Here is an 18,169-nt window from a genome sequence, read left to right as displayed (position 1 = left end):
TACTAGATGGGTTATGGTTTAGTAAAAAGAAATTTATGAGCAGTTTGAGCAATTTATTTGAAATACTTGGGGTATTTCTGCTTTAATTCTTCTTTTTCAATCACAACCAGCTCCAAATGGTCTCTTAATACCTTTTCGGCTTCATCCGGATTTTTATCCCTGATCGCACGGACGATTCCATGGTGCTGGATCATAATGATTTTCCAATCATGGTTGGTCGATAATCTTAAGAAACGGATCCGGTTATAGTGGGTCGTTACCTGTTGAATAAGCCCCCATGCACGGGACCTGCCACAGCCGATAATAATCGATTTATGAAACTCTTCATCCAGCTCAAACAGCCGTTCATAGTTTTCCTCAGACTCGCATAGCTCCTGCAATGAAATTAGGTTCTGCAGACCCAGCACCTGCTCCTTATTCAGCTTCATACAGGCTTCACGTACGATAGCCGCCTCCAGTGTTTCCCTAATAAACCGGGATTCCTCGACATGCTGCAAATCGATTAAAGAAATCATAGAGCCCTTCTGGGGTGTAGTCTCAATAAGCTCCTCCTGCGATAATTTAACAAGTGCTTCACGTATCGGCGTTCTGCTGACCTCAAGCATTTCCACCAAATCTTTTTCCGATATTAAACGGCCTGGCTCCAGCCTTAATTCCATAATATTTTTTTTGAGTGTGTCATAGACATAATCCCTGATTAATCCTTTTCTATCTTTAAGCGCCGTTATTTGAGTAGACATCCCAATCCCCCTGTGCTCCTGTGAGCTTATACTAAGCTAATAATTCTAGTATACCTCATATAAACAGCGGAAGGGTACCCACGAATATTTGTTTATAAACTCTTTTGGCAAATACTGAAATTAGTAATAGGAAATCGGTTGTGGGAGTAAACATACGTGTGGAGCAAAATATAGGAGGATATCGATTACGACATCGATAGTACTGACCAAATTACATTTGACTATATCAAAGAGGATGGTGACCGCAAATTGGAGGGCTGATCAAAATCGCAGTTAAAAAGGTACACAAGGATTTGGGCGCGGATATATTCGGGTTTGGCGAGCTCGTCCAGCAAAAAAAACCTGAAGCCTAGCATCAGATTCATTTAGAGATCTCTTGTTTTGAGCGTATGGGTATAGGCCTTTTTCATAAACGTCGCTTTTAAACCTCTGTCCATACTATTGTCATGCAAAATCAAATAAAAGTTTGACATAAAATGGTGCCAGTTGATTTTGGTTTGTTTTACAATGTCTTCCATGTCGCCTCGCCTCACTTTAATTATTGATTAATAGTTATGTTTACCCTGTTGCGAGCTTTTTTAATCAAGACTCATCTCTGGGTTGAGGGTTGAGGGCAATGAAGGAAGATGCAAAATAAATTTTAGAGGCGGCATAACATGAAGTATATAAATTTGGGACGTACGGGCTTAAAGGTAAGCCGACTTTGCTTGGGAACGATGAATTTCGGGCAAAGTACGGATGAAAAAGAAGCCTTTCGTATTATGGATACGGCGCTGGATGCAGGCATTAGCTTTTTCGATACAGCTAATGGCTACGGTGGCGAGAAACGTGGGCTTACCGAGGAAATCATCGGCCGGTGGTTCGCCCAAGGAGGCAACCGGCGCGAGCGTGTTGTTCTGGCTACCAAGGTATACGGCAACATGGAGGACCCGAATGACGGACCCAATACAGAGAGTGGATTATCTGCCTATAAAATTCGCCGGCATTTGCAAGGCTCCTTAACCCGGCTGCAAACCGACCATATTGAGCTTTACCAAATGCACCACATCGAACGGAATGCTACCTGGGAGGAGCTCTGGGAGGTCTTTCAATCGTTAGTCCAGCAAGGAACCGTCGATTATATCGGCTCCAGTAATTTTGCAGGCTGGCATCTTGCGCTGGCGCAAGCCGAAGCGAAGTCACGGCATATTCTTGGGCTGGTATCCGAGCAGCATAAATATAGCCTATTATGCCGTGAGCCCGAGCTCGAAGTGCTGCCGTCGGCGCTGCACCACGGGATCGGCGTTGTCGCGTGGAGCCCGCTTGCCGGGGGCTTGCTGGGCGAAAACGCGCTTAAGCCGCACCGAGGGTCCAGATCGGCCCAAGAGCGCGTGGCGATTGAAGCCAAGCGGGCACAGCTGGAGCGCTTCGCCAGCCTTTGCTTGGAGCTTGGCGAAAGCCAATCCAATGTAGGCTTGGCTTGGATTCTGGCCAATCCGGCTTTAACGGCACCGATTATAGGTCCTCGCACCCAGGAGCAGCTGGAAAACGCTCTGAGGGCAGTAGAGCTTGTATTGGCTGAGGATACCATGGCCGAATTAAGCCTTATTTTCCCCGGCCCTGGCAAGCCCGCACCTGAAGCGTATGCTTGGTAAAACGGGAGGCTAATGGTCCACTTTGAACGGAGTACCCTACATAAAAGAACCTCCACCCACTTTCAAACAGTGGGTAAGGAGGTTCTTTTTCTTATATGGGGTTAACTGCTCATCAGCTTCGCATGGAGTAAATTTGGGGTAAATACCACTCAGCTGGCAAGCCTATTATTCTCGATCCATTTATAATAAATATCCAAGACAGTGACCAAAGCGTGGCTTTTCTTGTCAACATACTGCACATAGTCCGAATCCTGTTGTAAAACCTGCAACAAATCCTTTTGTAAAAAGCTTAATTTCACTTGCAGCTCTTTTTCTGCATATTCCAAAATAGTCAAATCCATCCGCCCCCTCATGATTTGCGCAAACGAATATCTGATCCTATCCTTATTAAAACATGGGAATGTTAACGCTGCTGCTCAACTAAGTAAAGGATTTGTTGATGCCATTAGGTTTCGCTTTGATACTCGCCCCCTTTCAGTAACTCCAAAGATAATCGAGCGAGATGATCGTACAAAACCGCTGTGTGCCTTGTCAAGCTTGTCATTGCATTTTATCATACTTCATGCTATATTTCATTTGTTTGAATATAGTCGAACATTAGAACATATAAGGAGCAGCAAATATGAAGCAGGGTATCATCTATGCCGTTTTTTCTTATTTGACATGGGGGCTTCTCCCGTTATATTGGCGGATCTTTACCGCGATGCCGGCGTGGGAGATTTTAGCACATCGTATTGTCTGGTCGTTCGTATTTGTTGCCATCCTTGTTACGTTTGCAAAGCAATGGAAGCAATTAAAAGGTGTTGTTGCCAATAGGCGAAGCAGGATTGCCGTTGTCCTTTGCTCCCTGTTAATTAGCCTGAACTGGTTACTGTTCATATGGGCCGTTAACAACCATCAAGTGCTTGAAACGAGCTTGGGCTATTATATGAATCCCCTTATTAGCGTCTTATTGGCGGTTGTTTTTTTGAAGGAAAGGCTCTCGCCAGGGCAATGGTTCTCCATTCTGCTGGCAGGATCCGGCGTTCTGATTATGGCGATTCAATATGGGCATATCCCTTGGATAGCGATTGCGTTGGCAGTTTCCTTTGCGCTATATGGGCTTGCCAAAAAGGCAGCGAAGTTAGATATTCTGCTCGGCCTGACTTGGGAAACCATCGTCGTATTGCCGATTTCGTTGGGCTATCTGCTCTATATTCAAGCGCAAGGAACAAGCACCTTCACGGATTTGTCGGGTACATCGGTTGTGCTTTTAATGCTATCCGGCGTAGCTACAGCCTTACCTTTGTTCTGGTTTGCCAAGGCAACAAAGCTGTTGCCTCTTTCATTGGTTGGGTTTATCCAATATATCGCCCCAACAACGAGTTTGCTGCTAGCGATCTTTTTGTTCAATGAGCCTTTTACACAGTGGCAATTGATCAGTTTTTCGTTGATCTGGCTTTCATTAATTGTCTATACCCTGGCGTCGTTCAAAAAATCAAATGCTAACCGCCGTTTGGCGGAAATCCAGAAGGTTTCCTGAGCGAGAATGCGCAGTGAGAACCCGATAAGCTGGGATTTAGGCAGGGCAATTAAAGAAAAACAGATGAAGGATCAAGCGGTGAAATTTCTCCGCTTGATCCTTTGTTGCCCTTAATAGCTAATTAACGAGGCCATCAGCAAACCCGAAGCTATGCTTAAAAAGCAGGAAAATAACCCGACCGACACATTACCCTTCGGAATTTCAGCCAAAACCTTGAACGGAGCAAGCATTCCAAATAAATAAAAGACAATAATTTGAAAAGCGATCCCCAGCACACCCCATATTACCAAATCCAGCAAGCCGATCGAATGGTAAACTGCTGAGGCAAGCACTAAGGCTTGGCCGACAATTTTGCCACCCAGGTCGTAGGCTGCCGCCCGAGCCGCTCCTACTTTTACCGGGTCTGTCACATCACTGCCCTCTCGGATTAATTTAAATTCGCTATACGGCGTTGTAAATACAAAAAATAAAAGGCCGATCCCCAATAACGGTACGGTAATCCCCAAGTAAATCAAGAAATCGATAATGGATTGCCACTGCATCATTGCTCCTCCACCTCTTTCGTTTCATCAAAGCCCACTGGTAAATAATAAGATAAGTTGCTCGTAATTAAACCGCCAACCCGAGCCACAACGGCTGAGGCTTGCCCTCCAATCAAAAAGCAGCCCCAAAGCAAGCGCCCCGTCACCGGGCCTTTCAGCGTTTCTACAGTGATTTGCGGTAGCTCTATGTAGGTTTGGTAAATCATCGGCTGGTTGGCATATTCATCCTCACCGCTTTGCTCCCAAAGCGAGCCGTCTGGACCATAAATGGCCACTCCACTGCCTTCTCTGCCGAATATCGGCTTCACGACATATGCTTCATTACGCACATCCGTACCCTGACTCTTGGAAAAACGATTTTCCAAATAGGTGGGCAGCATATAAGCTTCAATAATGGCATGCTCCTCCGCGCTATAAAACTGGTTCTGCTCATGCAAATTCCAGATTAACGCCTGTAACGCCTTGGTCTGTGCCAAAAAGCCTGACGGTGGATTTATTATAGCCAGCTGCCCCTGAGTGATAAGCTGAAGCATATGCTCCCCTGTGGGATAACCATCCTCGTCCTGCTCCTCAGCCAGCTTCTCAATCGCATGCAAGCGATAAAGCAAATCTACAGGCGATAGCTGCTGCGTCGCTTCATCGATCACCCATAATCGGTCGCCATCTACGCGCAGCTCGGACAGAGGCACGAACCTCCCGGGCAGCTTGGATTGCCCGAGCAGATAACGCGTTGTCCCTGCGTCCTCCTCATGCCAGTCGAGCGCACTGAAATACATATGCTCCGTCCGGAAGCCGGCTGCGCGATAGGCTTCGACGGTTTCGGCGAACGCCTGCTGCAGTGAGGCCGTACAGCCCTCGTTGGGGTCCTTCGCTCCATACACGGCACATACATGCCCATTGACATGAAAAGCCTCGACAATACCTGTGGGCGTGTCGCTGTTGAATTCCAGCATCTTGATGTCCGAGCCGTTGACGGCAAAATCGAACCTGCCGATCATCGTCGGCAGCAATGTATCCATGCTTAATCGAACAGCCGCATAGGTTGAAGGCGCAAGTCCAAGCTCGCCTAGCAGTGCATCGTCGGCCTGCTGGACAATCTGTACAGTGCGGGCGTATACCCGCTTAAGCCCTTCCGCGGCTTCCTGCATTCGGCGGTGCAGGCTACGGTCCAACCACTGGATGCCGGCCAATGCATATTCATCGCCGTACATCATGTCCCAGGTGAACACGCCTTCCGCCTTTAGCGGTCCGTAAATCTGCTCACGCCGAGCTGCATAACCAAGCTCCTGCCTATCGGCTTTCAAAAGTACCATATGAACCTCCCCCTGTTCTTTCCTCATATATACCCAAGTACAGTAAAGCTAAGCTGCACAGCCAACAGGTTTATGAGGAACTGGAGCCAGAGCTGCTGCCTACCCCGCCGTGAGGTGTAGAGCCCTTGGAAATACCCGGGGATGAATCGTTAGTGGAGCCATTATTGGTTCCTACACCGGAGTTGCCCCCACCGTAAAAATAGCTGCTTCGCGACCCACTTCCATTATCGCAATAACCATCCTGATTGGCATCCACACAGTTGGAATTGGCAGCTCGATTCGTGCACCCTGGGGCTGCCACTAGCGCTGCCGCTACAAACAAAGTAACTAATTTGTAGGACTGGGATTGCTTTTTATTTTCCATCGTCCTTGTCTTCCCCTATCCTGTTAGTTTGCGTTCGTATAGCTAGGTTTGAGAGCTCGCCAGGACTGCATAATATACGTAGGTTTCCCGGTCCTCATCAATTTCTGTCGAGGTGCGTGACCATTCTACGCCTTCCCTGTACACATAATTGGCCTGCAGTCGCAGCAGCATTTCCAGGCTTTTCTGAAAAACAAACGTATGAATAAGCTTGTAATCCGCTGTGTACTCACTAAACTCACGCAGCTCCAAGCTTAAGCCATTGGACTTCCCTTGCCTAGGGCTGCCCCATGGGGCAGGCTTCTCCTCCAAGGATCGCTTGACGTAAATCACATAACCATCTACCTCTGCCGCGCATGATGTTTTTTCATAAACGGTGCCTTCTTTAATAAAATAATCACAAGCAAATCGCATTGATACCTCATCCAGATCGATGCGGTCATAATAGTACAGCACCGGGAACGTGTTTCCCTCTCCGAACAGCCGATACTCCAAGCGTGCCATAACTCTCCCCCCTTCCTTATGAATATACGGCTAATTGTTATAGAAATTACCGCTTTGCCAATATTTGAGCGAGAAGATGAAAGAGCTGGAAAAACTAATGAAAGCTCCAGCAAACCCTAGTGCCTCAGCTCCTATTTTGTCGAAGGACATACAATTAAGCGGACACAGGAGCCCATATTGGTACGAAATCAATAGTACGCCTATTATCGACTAGTTTATGGACAGAGTCAGTCCGTTCCCTCTTATTGCTTTGCACCCGCTTGTACTCGGTCTGCCAGCATTTGCAAATCTAACCCTTTAAGCGCTCCTTCAATAAATTCCGGAAGCCGGTCAGGTGTGCAGCCAAAGCAAGGAATCCCGAATTGGGCCAGCTTCTTGGCAACCGTTTCATCGTAGGAGGGCACCCCTTGATCGGATAAAGCGAGCAAACAGATCGTTTTCACTCCAGCCTGCTGCAGCGCGGCCAACCTGCGCAGCAGCTCAGAGCGGTTCCCTCCTTCGTACAGATCGGTTACCAGAATGAACAAGGTTTTCTTCGGCTCCGTGACAAACTGCTCGCAATAAGCGACCGATTTATTAATGTCGGTGCCGCCCCCAAGCTGGATGCCGAATAACATGTCCACCGGATCCTCTGCACATTGCTCCGTTAAATCGACCACCTCGGTATCGAAGGCTACGACGCGTGTATCCAGCGCAGGCATACTGGCGAATATCGAGCCAATAATCGACGCATAGATAACCGAGTTGGCCATCGAGCCGCTCTGGTCGATATCGAGGATCACGGTCCATTCTTTGCTTTTGCGTGCGCGATCAAAGAAGTAGACCTTCTCGGGAATTAACAGCTTACGCTCCATATCGTAGTGCTTAAGGTTTTTCTGGATCGTGCGGTTCCAATCCAGGCCTGTGAACGAAGGCAGCGGTGAATGCCTCCTGCGGTTTAAGGCTCCTGTGACAGCACGCTGGATGTTTTGCGACAGCCTTTTAATAATCTCATCGACGACGGCTTTCACCAGCTGCCTTGCCGTTTCTTTGGTTTTCTCGGGAATCTTGCCCTTTAGCGCCATTAAGGTTGCTACCATTTGAATATCCGGCTTTACCTGCGCCAACAGCTCCGGCTCAAACAGCAGCTGCGTCAGCCCTTTGCGCTCAATCGCGTCTGCCTGAATAACCGATACGACATCGGCTGGAAAAAAAGTGCGGATATCGCCAAGCCATTTGGCCAGCTTCGGCGAGGATGCCCCGAGACCCGCTGACCTTGAACGGCTGGAGCTGCCTCCACCCCTATCTATGCTGCCCGTGTCCGCTGTATCGTCATAGATCGCAGCCAGCGCCTCATCCATTAAGGCTGCATCATGATCCAGGATACGACCTGAACCCGATCCGGAGCCGCCTCCAAAACATTGCAGCTTTTCCTCCGAAGCCGCTCCCAGCACCAACCTCCAGCGTTTTACCTGCTCCTGGTTGATCGTTGTCATCGTCTACAAATCCTCGAAGTCAAAGTCGTTAAGCTCATCGAGTTTCCCCTTTTCTTCGTTAGTGAGTGGACGCTGCAGCATTTCACCTGTCTGGTCGGCATCGAATCCCCAAATATCGCCCATCATTTCGGCAATCGCCGCTTTTTCTCTGGGTTCAAACGAACCAAATGCCCTTCGAAGAAATACGAGCGACCGATGAAATTGTGCTTCCTCCAACGATTCCATATAGCTATCCAACTGCCGCCACAGCGAAGTGCGGGACAGCAGGGCATAACGGTTGCGCATAGATAAGCCTTCAAACCAGCCTGCTCCCAAATCAGCCGGAATCCCGGGGGACAGCCGCCGCGATACCTCTTGGGCACTTTGATCCTCCGATACCTCATTACGCTCCAATAAAATCGCAAAGGCAAAACCCGAGCACTTTGCATTCCGGTCGTCGCGCGAGGCGAGGTCTTGCAGCTTATGTATCCACAGTGCATCATCGACACTATCAAAATGCTCCTGTGCCACCCCATGCAGCGTATGGATAGCGGCTATCACAGATTTCGAGGCATCATCATTACAATTGGCTGCATCACTAAGCAGCAGAGCCCCCCTCAAAAATAGCTGTTGCAAGAGCGGCACTAATGAATCCGTATCCATTCTGCGTAAGGAGCCATATTGGATGAGCACGGATAGCTCATAAGCGGCAGCAGCGATTTGGTTGAAATTACCTGCGTCAACGGCAAGCTCCTGCAGGCTGCCCCGCGCTTGCTCCATCAGCTTGGGCAGATCACAATCACAAGCAATACGGATTAGCTTGGAGGCTTCGGTAATATCACCGCAGGCCTCAAGCCGCTCATTCAGTACAAAAGCAGTGGCGAGCTCAATCGTCTCGCCTTTTAACGTCGATTCGACTACCTGAATCTCCGCTTCGGGTGTCCATTGCAGCACCCAATTCTCGGACCATGAAGCCGCACCCTGATTGACATATTGCTTGCGGGCAAAGTTAATGTCCAACAGCTTCAGCCGATGCAGCAGCACCGAACGCTTGAGGTCGATAAAGGCGGCCTCCTCCGATTTCACCCGGCGGTTTTCCCGCAAATCCAGCTCTAAAGTCGTCGCTACGGTGGATTTGTATTTCTCCAGCTTCAGCCGCTTCAACTCGCGGTTCATATCGTCCTGGATTGGCGTTTGGCTAACGCCCTCCGGGAGGCTCCCGATCGCGGTGCCCACATCGGTTCTGGCCAGAGCTTCGGCAATCGTGCTGAGCTCTCCATAGCCCAAGCATACAACCGCCGCATCGCGCAAATCCTGCCAGGTCGGCTGGCTGCCTCCTTGCATAGAGGCCAAGGCCTCGGCTAACCGTACCGCTTCTATTAAAGCCGCGGTGGAGCGGTAGTTGCCTTCCTCACGGAGACGTGCAGCCACGTGGGAAAAGTATAGTGAGGGCAGCCCGCTCAAGTCACCCTTTTTCAGACATTCCCAGAATAAAGTGAAATAAGCCGGCGCTTGGTTGCCCGCCCCATAGCCCGAGTGGGTGGAAAGCTTGTAAAAGGAGTACGGCATTAACGTTAGCTTAGTTGATGCCTTCGGCAAGCTCGCACGCTGCTTATCCGTCATTACCGGAAGCCGCAGATCCAGCGCGGAGGCATGATGCGCACCTGTAACTACAACGACTTTACCAGGCACATGCCCAGCCTTCAGCACCTCTTGAATACGGCGCCTCATATAGGCTTCACGTATTTCATTATAGGCGGTCTCCGCAGCGTCATGCTCACGCTCATCAAGCTCCGATATTTCCCTCATTTGCGCCGAAAACTCATAAACCGCATGCCGATAGGCATCCTTTTGCTGGTTATGCTCAAAATGGCGCTCCCAGTAGGAGTCATAATTCGGCTCACCCGCCAGCTCGGCAATCTGCTCATATCGCTCATGCTGCTTACGAAGATAAGTCTGCAGGCTGTTTTCAGCCTTGGCTTCTTCGGGCGGAGCTGCTTGCAGCCCATCCTCAGTTGGAGCTCCTTGTGGACCAGTCCGCGAGCCATCCTTTGGCTCGTCCTCGGGCTCCATCGAGCTTTTGCGCCAAGCCCGCCGCTGCTCATGAAGAGCCAGCGCCGTCTCGGAGGGCAAATCGATAAATTCCGTGTGCACACCATGGCGGTTCGCCCATAAGAAGGCTTGGTATTCGGGCGAATACTCAGCCATTGGATAGAGCAGCGTCCGTATAGGAAGCTCATTCGTATAGGCCAAAATAGCAATGGGAGGCACCACGCCGCGGGAGGTCATGTCCGCAATAACGTGACTAGCATCACTAGGCCCTTCGACTAAGATAGCCGTCGGCTGGACCGTATCAAGAAAAGACAGCAAATGGTGGGCACCTGCAGGGGATAGATGCCGAATCCCAAACACATGAAAACCTTCATGCTGTTCACTGCCCTTAAGCTGGCTTGTCAGGCTTGTTTCGCTTGTACTTGCCTCACTCGAGGAGCTTGACAAGCTTGACGAACCGCCAGCAGCCCTGCCAGCACTCTTGATAGCGCTCCCGCTCAACCGTTCATCTCCGAGCAAGCGTTGTACAAGCTTCTCCATGATGATCCCCGCTTCTTCATCACGTTTTCCAAATATTCCTTCCATACCAGACGATCCTTTTCCTCGTCCTTCACAATTGCGCCTTGCAGGCCCGCAGCAACATCCTCATCGGTAATCGTGCCATTACCGAAGCTAGCCGCCAGTGCCATGCTGCCTGTTAAGAGCGAAATCGCCTCAGCCGTCGAGATGACACCACTTGGAGGCTTCACCTTATTTTTACTGTCTACGGTCATCCCGTTCCGAAGCTCACGGAAAATCGTTACGACCTTTAGAACGGCATCATCATCAGGAGGTGATGCGTTCAATTCATAATTGGCGGAAATTTCTCCAACCCGCTTGCGGACAATGCCGACCTCCGTATCAATATCCGAGGGTGCAGGCAGTACAATAATATTAAAGCGCCTTTTCAGCGCCGCTGACATTTCATTAACCCCGCGGTCACGCGTATTCGCCGTTGCAATCACGGAGAAGCCACGGGCTGCCGAAAGCTCCCTATCCAGCTCGGGAATCGACAACGTTTTTTCGGACAAGATCGAAATTAGCGCATCCTGCACCTCCGAGGCGCAGCGCGAAATTTCCTCGAATCTTGTGATTCCGCCGCTTTCCATCGCCCGAAAGATCGGGCTTTTGATCAGCGCTTGATCCGAAGGTCCTTGCGCCAGCAGCATCGCATAATTCCATGAATAGCGGATATGCTCCTCGCTTGTACCAGCGGTGCCTTGAATCACCTTGGAGGAATCCCCATGTATCGCGGCGGTCAGGTTCTCGGACAGCCATGATTTGGCGGTACCGGGCTCACCGATCAGCATAAGCGCCCTATCCGTAAGCAAGGTCGCAATCGCCATTTCCACCAAGCGCCGATTCCCAATATATTTGGGTGTAATATCGATGCCTCCAGCCTTGCCTCCTGTTATAAAGGTTAACACCGATTTAGGTGAAAGCTTCCAGCCCGAGGGCAGTGTATCCTTATCAGCTTGCTTCAAAGCTTCTAGCTCATGCTCATATAAACGCTCAGCAGGCAGCCTTAAGACATCTTGCTTTTGATCCATCCCCATATTCCCGCTCCCTTCTCATCTATAGCCGATTCTTCTGGTTTTTCTGCTATTTGCTCGGCAACATCAAGTACCTGCCTTTTGACACTTTCATAAGTTAAGGTTTCCGCGAATTGCTTCAGCCTGTCAGCGTAAGATCGCGGGAGCATGTAGAAAAGTGCGTATTGCACCTCCGAGAAATAATATAAATCCTTTTTTTCCTTCTCTAGCACACTCATTAGCATCTCGGGAGCTTCTTTACACCCGATACGAAACAGCGCAAGCAGGATACTAGCCGTTTGATGATTGAGTTTGGGCTTAAGCTGGAAATTGCTGATCAGGTATGCTTCCACTTTTTTATCAGGCGTCTCCGCAAGCTCTGCTACCAGCTCCGGCTCATTAATATCCATTAAAACATGAATCCATCTAGGATCCAGCCGCTTCTCATCTTTATAAGGCGAATAGCCATTTCCGGCAAGATCCAATTTACGCTTCCATGAGGGCATCAAACGATGCAACGCGGAAATCAAGAAAGAATGCGCCCATGATTTCTTTTTCTGGGTCTTCAGCTCTTTGGCATACCGTTCATAGACCTCATCAGCGGGCAATGTTCGGAAAGCGGCATTAAAGCTTGTGATCATATACCTGCCCTTATAAACCGGCTGCAGGCTAACCAAAAATTCATAAGCCTCGGGAGTTCCCATCCACAGCAAAATATTGGCGGCATTTTCCTGGATTGCATCCGTTTCTGGAATCATAAAGCCTTCTGTTAAGAGCAGCTTTTTCAAAAAGGTAAGCACCTCTTGCTGCTGTTTGCTCCCATCCAAGCATACAACATCGGCCTGCAGCTGTAAGCATGCTTCCTGCATATCCGTGCCGCTAACGATTCGCTCCAAGGCTTCCTCCGCATTAGCGATTATTTTCAGCGTAAGCTCGGGAACCTCACAATCGCTTGCCGTCTCCACAGCGATTTCACGGTCTTTAACCGTTGTTATTGCCTTAAACAGGCGGTCTACAGCTTTCTCGGTTCCAAGCTTTGCCAAGCCTGCGAAGGCTGCCTTACGAATTTCCTTTTTCTTATCATCGGCTTGCTCCAGAATAAAGCTTTCTTGCTCGGGGTAATTCCCCAGCAGCTCAATAGCTGCGGTTCGGACCTCTGTAGAGCCCTCGCGCGCAGCTTGTAAATACAGCTCTAAACCGGATTCCTTTAAAATCGGATACATCAGGTTAAGCCGCCTTGCATGCGAGCGCCCTCCCAACAAATCGAATTGCTTGCGGAGCAATGGGAGTGCAGCGTCCCCAAAATCAGGGATCACCTTTTCACTTACAAAATCAGCAACCTCCGCATAACCATCATCAAGCGCGTTTACAGCAACAGTGAGAATCCGAAAGTCCTTCAGCAGTTGGTTCTCATAAGCTTGGTTAAGCCGCTCCATCCTTCCTTGCCCCTTGGTCGTCAACGACTCGATAATCGGGCTCAGCTTACGGTAAGCAAGCTTCGTGGATAATTCAATATCCGTCCCCTCAACCTCCACGCTTTCCCCCTGTACCTCAGTAGCGCCTTGTGTATATAAAATTGAATTTAGCAATGTGCTTAAATCCAGCAGCTTTACAGCTCCGCCATCATTTTTACTAGCGGGCTCCACGACCTCCGTGAGCGCCTGTGCCACTCTTTTAAAAACCGCTGCGGTTTCGCCAAGCTTTTGCAATTGGGGCAGTATTTTGGTCAGGCGCAAATCACCTTCAGCCATCCTGCTCCCGGCAATAAATAAACGCCTTACCTCAAGCTGTAAATCATATAAAATATGTATACTCATCAACTTATCTCCTAACTTATTAAGTCCAGCTAACAATCCAAGCCAGCATCTAAATTAATATAAGAATCGGATGATATCTTCAGTCGCCACAATGCTTAGGGGCTGTGCCTGTAGCTGGTTTTTATCCATATTATGGCCAAATTTAACGAGTATCGCCTGATTCTTCACATATTGCTTATTCAATAAAGCAACCAATGAGGTCGTATCATGGTCAGGAAAAGCGATATTGGCCAATTGCAGCTGTTTGCCCTGTGCATCTACAATTATCAGGGAATCTTCAATTTGCCTGATTTCGCTATAAAACAGCAGCAGGACGGGATGCTTATCCGACAACGGATTTTTAATCTGGTTTTTGACCAGCTTAATCGCATCGGGAAAGGAAGTGTATGCTGCATTTCGGATTACCGCCAAATCTTCGATAGCCACTCCACGCAAGGTGGAGGTATCCCATCGAACTCTCGCATTGAGCTCTCCAGGGTACATAACCAGCTCTTCTGTGATGACGACCTCATATACCGTATCTTCCTCGCGCATATGCTTTACCGCTTTAAAAGGACGGTAAGAACGGGTGACTTCCAATTTACCCGTCAATAAATCAAACCAATAGCCCTCATCGACGAATTCGCTGCGCGCTTGATCCGCATAGGAAAGCAAGGATAGCTGCATCAGCTCTGCGCCAGGACGCACACGCCCTTGCTCACGAAGCTCTGTAAGCTGCCAAGCGTGGCCGATCCACTCCTCCAGCGTCGTTTCACTGTCTATCGGAGTTTCGGGATTCTCGAGGCGTCCGCTTAAATACTCCCGGCTTTTCTTCACCAAGGTATGCAAAATACCTAAGCTCTCGACAATCGAGGTATATAAGGATTCCTTCATTTCAGAGCTGCTTGTTGCCTGCAACGCATTCAGCTTAAAAAGCAAGGCACGAAAAGCGGTTTGCAGCCCCGGGATGTAATAGTTACCGAGCTGCTTGGCTTGATCCTCCAAGGTTTTCACTGTTTTCTTGTCCAGACTACCGAGACCCGAATTCGTTAGCTGATGAATAAGCTTCTCCAATAAAGAGATGCCTTCGAGCTGTGATGCTATTTTTTTGAGCAAAGCCGACTGATTCGTTTTTTTACGTTTCTCCGAAACTTCGCCTATCGGTTCTTTTTTCTTTTCTTCTTTCTTTTCTTCGCGGATTTCGGCTTTCTCCCTTTTCTTGACAATGTCCTCGGGAATATCAGCGATTTCAAAGGTTTGGCCTAGTGCATAAGCGTACATGAGTCCCAGAATATGCTTGCAGGGAAATTGCCGGCTTGGGCAGCTGCAGCGAAAAATGGGCTCCTCCAGTTTGATATAATCGACGGAGCAGTGATAAGGCTCTTTGCCGCTGCCCTTGCACTCACCGAAAATGATCGTCTCATCCGCGGATTTACCCAGAATGGGGAAGCTGTTCTTTTTAACCAGATCACGGCCATTTTTCATTGCGCTGCTGTTGATTGCCAAAGAATCTACATGTGCTTCATTAAAAGAAATCATCGTTGTTCCTTTCTTGTACAGAATAGTGGGATGAATTAGTGCTTTGCACAATAAAATAGATGCTTTATACGACAAAAACTGCTTTATACAAGCAAGCATAGATTTGGTATTTTTACCCTTTAATTAAAAAAACGAATCGTAATATGGGATTATTTTGCACATGAATTTATAGTAAAGATGACTCTCCACTCATCTATGCACATATATCGGCTAACGTGGCAGTAAGCGTAAGTGATAGCCATGGTGAGTCCCTTTCATAGGGTAGGTATATGTACACGTTGTGAGCTGCCACATAGGGTTTACATTGTTCAACTAATTGAAGTATTCTAGGCGAATCCCCCTTGCTAATCCTTCTAGCCTCCATCACAATCCTCCTCATAAATAATAGGGTAAACTCAAAAAAAAAGGTCCAGCATTAAGCCAGACCCTTCTTCTAATATTCCAATTATAATGTCGACGTCCAGGCTGCACCAGGTTTGATCCCCAGCTTTTCGCCAGATTCCAATTTAAAGTCGATTAAATCCAAGATGACTTGCAGATGCTCCATTTGGGCTTTAATTTTAAGCTTATGCTCCTGCAATAGGGCATCTTGCTCAGCAGCTGTTTGTAGACTCTCTCCATCCGCAAGCAAATAAAGCTTCATTTCGTCTAACGACATCCCTGTTTTTTTCAAGCAAGTAATCATATGCATGACTTGCAAATCCGCTAAGCTATACATACGGTGGCCATTACCCTTACGCATCGCTGGTGGGAGCAGTTGGATTTTTTCATAGTAACGAATCGTATCTTCGCTGATCCCGGACTGCTCCGATATTTGTTTAATGGAGAAGGATTCGCCCACCCTGCTCACCTGCTTTCTAATTTAAATTTACATAGCCTTATCATACTACTTGGAGCCAGCTCCAAGTCAAGCGGCATTAGAACCGGATGCCACGATTTGACAGAGTATGACTGGAACCGCTTTATGGCATAGACAAAAAAGCTCTCGATCCCGAAGAAAAAGGGCTATTCTATGCTTATATTTACTAATGGCTTGGGAGACAATACCTGTTGTTGCATGATACTTATAACCTTATAAAGGGTTCTTTTTTTGCGCTAAAAGTTCTACTAAAAAGATATTAGCCTTAATGGTTTGGTCGTTTCTATCGAGTTTCACAAAAATCCATTCATTCCTTCTATTAATAATAGTGCCTTTTCCATCGCGTGTTAGAACTCTTGTTTCATTTAACTTGACTGCAAATGGATACTGTACGGACTGACTACGAAGTATTTTTCGGGGCATATAGACCTTCCCTCTAATATAATTGACAATTAATTAATGCTGTACATATAATATACATATATATAGTTGCTATAGCAATTAATTTATTAGAGAGGTGATCCTAATTTGAATGAGTCCCATGATACTAATGATTCCATCGGTGTTCTAATCAGCCAAACTGCCAGAAGGCTGAACCAGCTTTTAACGTCCAAATTTCAATCCTTCGATATTACGTCTGAGCAGTGGTCTTTGCTGCTCCGCTTAGCTAAGCAGGATGGAATCACACAGAAAGAGCTTGCTATCCGCAGCTTTAAAGACCCGACCAATGTCACAAGAATATTAGACCAGCTGGAGCGAAAGGGTTGGATTCAAAGAGTCCAAAACAACGAGGATAGGCGATCTTTTTTAACCTATGTAACCGAGCAGGGCAGGCTGTTGAATGAACAATTGTTGCCTGTAGAAGCTGAATTCTTAAATAACATCGGTGCATCCTTATCAGATGGGGATCTGTCCCAGCTTCGAAAGACATTAACGCAAATTAACACGAATATTGATGCAAGCTTGAAGACAAGCTTAAGTAAATAACAAATGGAAGAAGAGTACCTAGAATGCAAAAGACCACTTTATGGAACAAAGATTTTATATTGATTAGTTTAAGCAGCTTTTTTATATTTATTACGTTTTATATGCTGGCTGTTACGCTTCCTTCCTTTGTCCTGGATGATCTGCAGGGCAGCAATCAGCAAATCGGCCTGGTGACGACCGTATTCATTATTGCAGCGGTTATTTTCCGCCCGTTAACCGGACTTTGGTTTGATGAGCTTAACCGAAAAAAAATCATTTTTTACTCGCTAGCCCTTTTCACCGTATGCAGTCTCTTATATCTTACAATCCATAGCTTTTCCATGCTGCTCATCCTGCGGATTGTTCACGGCGTTGGATTCGGCATTGCAGCTACCGTTACGTCAGCTATTGCGATTGAAATTATTCCAGTGCAGCGTAGAGGTGAGGGGATCGGCTATTTCAGCCTTTTTATGAGCCTTGCTATGGTCATTGGTCCTTTTTTAGGACTCACTGTTTTGTCCCATTATCATTTTACTGCCTTATTCGGGGCATGCTTCGTTTTCTCTTTATTGGCATTCGCTTGCAGCCAGCTAACACGAATTCCACTGAAGCTGAAGCTGCAGAATCAGCCTGCTATCGTAAAGTCCTATAATTGGCGCAGATTTATTGAGCCTAAAGCGATCCCCATCTCTCTTGCCGGGAGTATATTGGCCTTTTCCTACGGAGCCATTTCTACGTTTATATCGGTGTATGCCAAGTTCTTAGGGATGGAACAAATGGCCAGTTATTTCTTTATGGTGTTTGCCGCGATGATCCTGGTATCCCGTCCCTTCACAGGCAAGCTATTCGACCGAGCAGGCGAGCATGTTCTTGTCTATCCAGGAATTGCTCTGTTCGTGATCGGCATGCTTTGGTTAAGCCAGGCCCATTCAGTAGCTGTATTTTTAGTGGCGGGTGCAATTATCGGCTTGGGCTTCGGTGCCTTGCTGCCCAGCTTTCAAGCAATAGCCGTGCAAGTCTCCCCTAGCCATCGCAGAGGCTTGGCCATGGGCACTTACTTCATGCTATTCGATTCTGGCTATGGGCTTGGCTCTTATATTCTTGGCATGGTAGCTGCCAAATCGGGTTACCGAACGATGTATTTGGTAGGCAGTCTTATTGTTGCTTGTACAGCTATCATCTACTATATGCTCCATCATCGACGCTCGAAAGCCCGCTTGGCGCAGTGACTTCCCTTCCAGACATTCTATTAAACAAACAACCCAGCAAGCAAAGAAGCCAGTCTAACACGGAATAAAGTGTTGGATTGGTTTCTT

16 protein-coding genes are annotated in these 18,169 nt (G+C 47.8%); 4 read left to right on the top strand and 12 right to left on the bottom strand.

Annotation, left to right across the window (positions count from 1 at the left end; all coding sequences use genetic code 11):
* Positions 1 to 53: 53 nt before the first annotated feature.
* The gene (locus tag G9U52_RS26780) at positions 54 to 740 is read right to left on the bottom strand and encodes a GntR family transcriptional regulator (RefSeq protein ID WP_166153734.1); all 687 of its coding nucleotides are present in this window, start codon (positions 738 to 740) and stop codon (positions 54 to 56) included.
* Between the two features lie 656 nt (positions 741 to 1,396).
* Between G9U52_RS26780 and G9U52_RS26775 the strand changes: the two genes are divergently transcribed.
* Positions 1,397 to 2,374, top strand: a complete 978-nt coding sequence (locus G9U52_RS26775; RefSeq protein WP_166153733.1) for an aldo/keto reductase — start codon at positions 1,397 to 1,399, stop codon at positions 2,372 to 2,374.
* Positions 2,375 to 2,523: 149 nt separating this feature from the next.
* Here G9U52_RS26775 and G9U52_RS26770 read toward each other — a convergent pair whose 3' ends face one another.
* The gene (locus G9U52_RS26770; protein ID WP_166153732.1) at positions 2,524 to 2,709 is read right to left on the bottom strand and encodes a hypothetical protein; all 186 of its coding nucleotides are present in this window, start codon (positions 2,707 to 2,709) and stop codon (positions 2,524 to 2,526) included.
* A gap of 287 nt (positions 2,710 to 2,996) precedes the next feature.
* Here G9U52_RS26770 and rarD point away from each other — a divergent pair, with 287 nt between their 5' ends.
* Positions 2,997 to 3,896 (top strand): EamA family transporter RarD, encoded by a 900-nt coding sequence (gene rarD, locus G9U52_RS26765; protein ID WP_166153731.1) that lies wholly within the window; start codon positions 2,997 to 2,999, stop codon positions 3,894 to 3,896.
* A 110-nt stretch (positions 3,897 to 4,006) separates the two neighbouring features.
* Here rarD and G9U52_RS26760 read toward each other — a convergent pair whose 3' ends face one another.
* The 10 genes from G9U52_RS26760 to G9U52_RS41035 all read right to left on the bottom strand — a co-directional run bounded on the left by G9U52_RS26760 (position 4,007) and on the right by G9U52_RS41035 (position 15,869).
* Positions 4,007 to 4,441 (bottom strand): DUF350 domain-containing protein, encoded by a 435-nt coding sequence (locus tag G9U52_RS26760; protein ID WP_166153730.1) that lies wholly within the window; start codon positions 4,439 to 4,441, stop codon positions 4,007 to 4,009.
* A complete protein-coding gene (locus G9U52_RS26755; RefSeq protein WP_166153729.1) occupies positions 4,438 to 5,751 on the bottom strand; it encodes a glutathionylspermidine synthase family protein in 1,314 nt (437 codons plus the stop codon). The genes G9U52_RS26760 and G9U52_RS26755 overlap by 4 nt, the downstream gene beginning before the upstream one ends.
* A 70-nt stretch (positions 5,752 to 5,821) precedes the next feature.
* A complete protein-coding gene (locus tag G9U52_RS26750) occupies positions 5,822 to 6,115 on the bottom strand; it encodes a hypothetical protein (RefSeq protein WP_166153728.1) in 294 nt (97 codons plus the stop codon).
* A 42-nt stretch (positions 6,116 to 6,157) separates the two neighbouring features.
* On the bottom strand, positions 6,158 to 6,616 hold the full coding sequence (locus G9U52_RS26745; RefSeq protein ID WP_166153727.1) for a hypothetical protein: 459 nt from the start codon (positions 6,614 to 6,616) through the stop codon (positions 6,158 to 6,160).
* 242 nt (positions 6,617 to 6,858) lie between these two features.
* Complete coding sequence (locus G9U52_RS26740) at positions 6,859 to 8,091, bottom strand: VWA domain-containing protein (protein WP_166153726.1); 1,233 nt, start codon at positions 8,089 to 8,091, stop codon at positions 6,859 to 6,861.
* Between the two features lie 3 nt (positions 8,092 to 8,094).
* Entirely contained in the window at positions 8,095 to 10,707 is a 2,613-nt protein-coding gene (locus tag G9U52_RS26735) for a DUF5682 family protein (protein ID WP_243767580.1), read from the bottom strand.
* Positions 10,620 to 11,711, bottom strand: coding sequence for an ATP-binding protein (locus G9U52_RS26730; RefSeq protein WP_166153725.1), 1,092 nt, complete (start codon positions 11,709 to 11,711; stop codon positions 10,620 to 10,622). The genes G9U52_RS26735 and G9U52_RS26730 overlap by 88 nt, the downstream gene beginning before the upstream one ends.
* A complete protein-coding gene (locus G9U52_RS26725; protein WP_166153724.1) occupies positions 11,687 to 13,510 on the bottom strand; it encodes a HEAT repeat domain-containing protein in 1,824 nt (607 codons plus the stop codon). The genes G9U52_RS26730 and G9U52_RS26725 overlap by 25 nt, the downstream gene beginning before the upstream one ends.
* Positions 13,511 to 13,564: 54 nt before the next feature.
* A complete protein-coding gene (locus tag G9U52_RS26720; protein ID WP_243767579.1) occupies positions 13,565 to 15,079 on the bottom strand; it encodes an SWIM zinc finger family protein in 1,515 nt (504 codons plus the stop codon).
* 394 nt (positions 15,080 to 15,473) lie between these two features.
* Positions 15,474 to 15,869: a MerR family transcriptional regulator gene (locus tag G9U52_RS41035; RefSeq protein WP_166153722.1), complete on the bottom strand. Its 396-nt coding sequence runs from the start codon at positions 15,867 to 15,869 to the stop codon at positions 15,474 to 15,476.
* A 546-nt stretch (positions 15,870 to 16,415) separates the two neighbouring features.
* Here G9U52_RS41035 and G9U52_RS26710 point away from each other — a divergent pair.
* Entirely contained in the window at positions 16,416 to 16,874 is a 459-nt protein-coding gene (locus G9U52_RS26710) for a MarR family winged helix-turn-helix transcriptional regulator (protein ID WP_166153721.1), read from the top strand.
* Positions 16,875 to 16,897: 23 nt separating this feature from the next.
* Positions 16,898 to 18,082, top strand: a complete 1,185-nt coding sequence (locus tag G9U52_RS26705) for an MFS transporter (protein ID WP_166153720.1) — start codon at positions 16,898 to 16,900, stop codon at positions 18,080 to 18,082.
* Positions 18,083 to 18,169 lie beyond the last annotated feature (87 nt).

It is taken from the genome of Paenibacillus agricola (assembly GCF_011440305.1).
In the GTDB taxonomy this organism is placed as follows: Bacteria; Bacillota; Bacilli; order Paenibacillales; family NBRC-103111; genus Paenibacillus_S; species Paenibacillus_S agricola.
This window is presented reverse-complemented; position numbering and strand designations above follow the sequence as displayed.

Bases quoted from the DNA above. Each gene is read 5' to 3' on its own strand.
- G9U52_RS26760 (WP_166153730.1), bottom strand. From the start codon at position 4,441: ATGATGCAGTGGCAATCCATTATCGATTTCTTGATTTACTTGGGGATT.
- rarD (WP_166153731.1), top strand. From the start codon at position 2,997: ATGAAGCAGGGTATCATCTATGCCGTTTTTTCTTATTTGACATGGGGG.
- G9U52_RS26735 (WP_243767580.1), bottom strand. From the start codon at position 10,707: ATGGAAGGAATATTTGGAAAACGTGATGAAGAAGCGGGGATCATCATG.
- G9U52_RS26775 (WP_166153733.1), top strand. From the start codon at position 1,397: ATGAAGTATATAAATTTGGGACGTACGGGCTTAAAGGTAAGCCGACTT.
- G9U52_RS26780 (WP_166153734.1), bottom strand. From the start codon at position 740: ATGTCTACTCAAATAACGGCGCTTAAAGATAGAAAAGGATTAATCAGG.
- G9U52_RS26745 (WP_166153727.1), bottom strand. From the start codon at position 6,616: ATGGCACGCTTGGAGTATCGGCTGTTCGGAGAGGGAAACACGTTCCCG.
- G9U52_RS26740 (WP_166153726.1), bottom strand. From the start codon at position 8,091: ATGACAACGATCAACCAGGAGCAGGTAAAACGCTGGAGGTTGGTGCTG.
- G9U52_RS26705 (WP_166153720.1), top strand. From the start codon at position 16,898: ATGCAAAAGACCACTTTATGGAACAAAGATTTTATATTGATTAGTTTA.
- G9U52_RS26750 (WP_166153728.1), bottom strand. From the start codon at position 6,115: ATGGAAAATAAAAAGCAATCCCAGTCCTACAAATTAGTTACTTTGTTT.
- G9U52_RS26725 (WP_166153724.1), bottom strand. From the start codon at position 13,510: ATGAGTATACATATTTTATATGATTTACAGCTTGAGGTAAGGCGTTTA.
- G9U52_RS26755 (WP_166153729.1), bottom strand. From the start codon at position 5,751: ATGGTACTTTTGAAAGCCGATAGGCAGGAGCTTGGTTATGCAGCTCGG.
- G9U52_RS26730 (WP_166153725.1), bottom strand. From the start codon at position 11,711: ATGGATCAAAAGCAAGATGTCTTAAGGCTGCCTGCTGAGCGTTTATAT.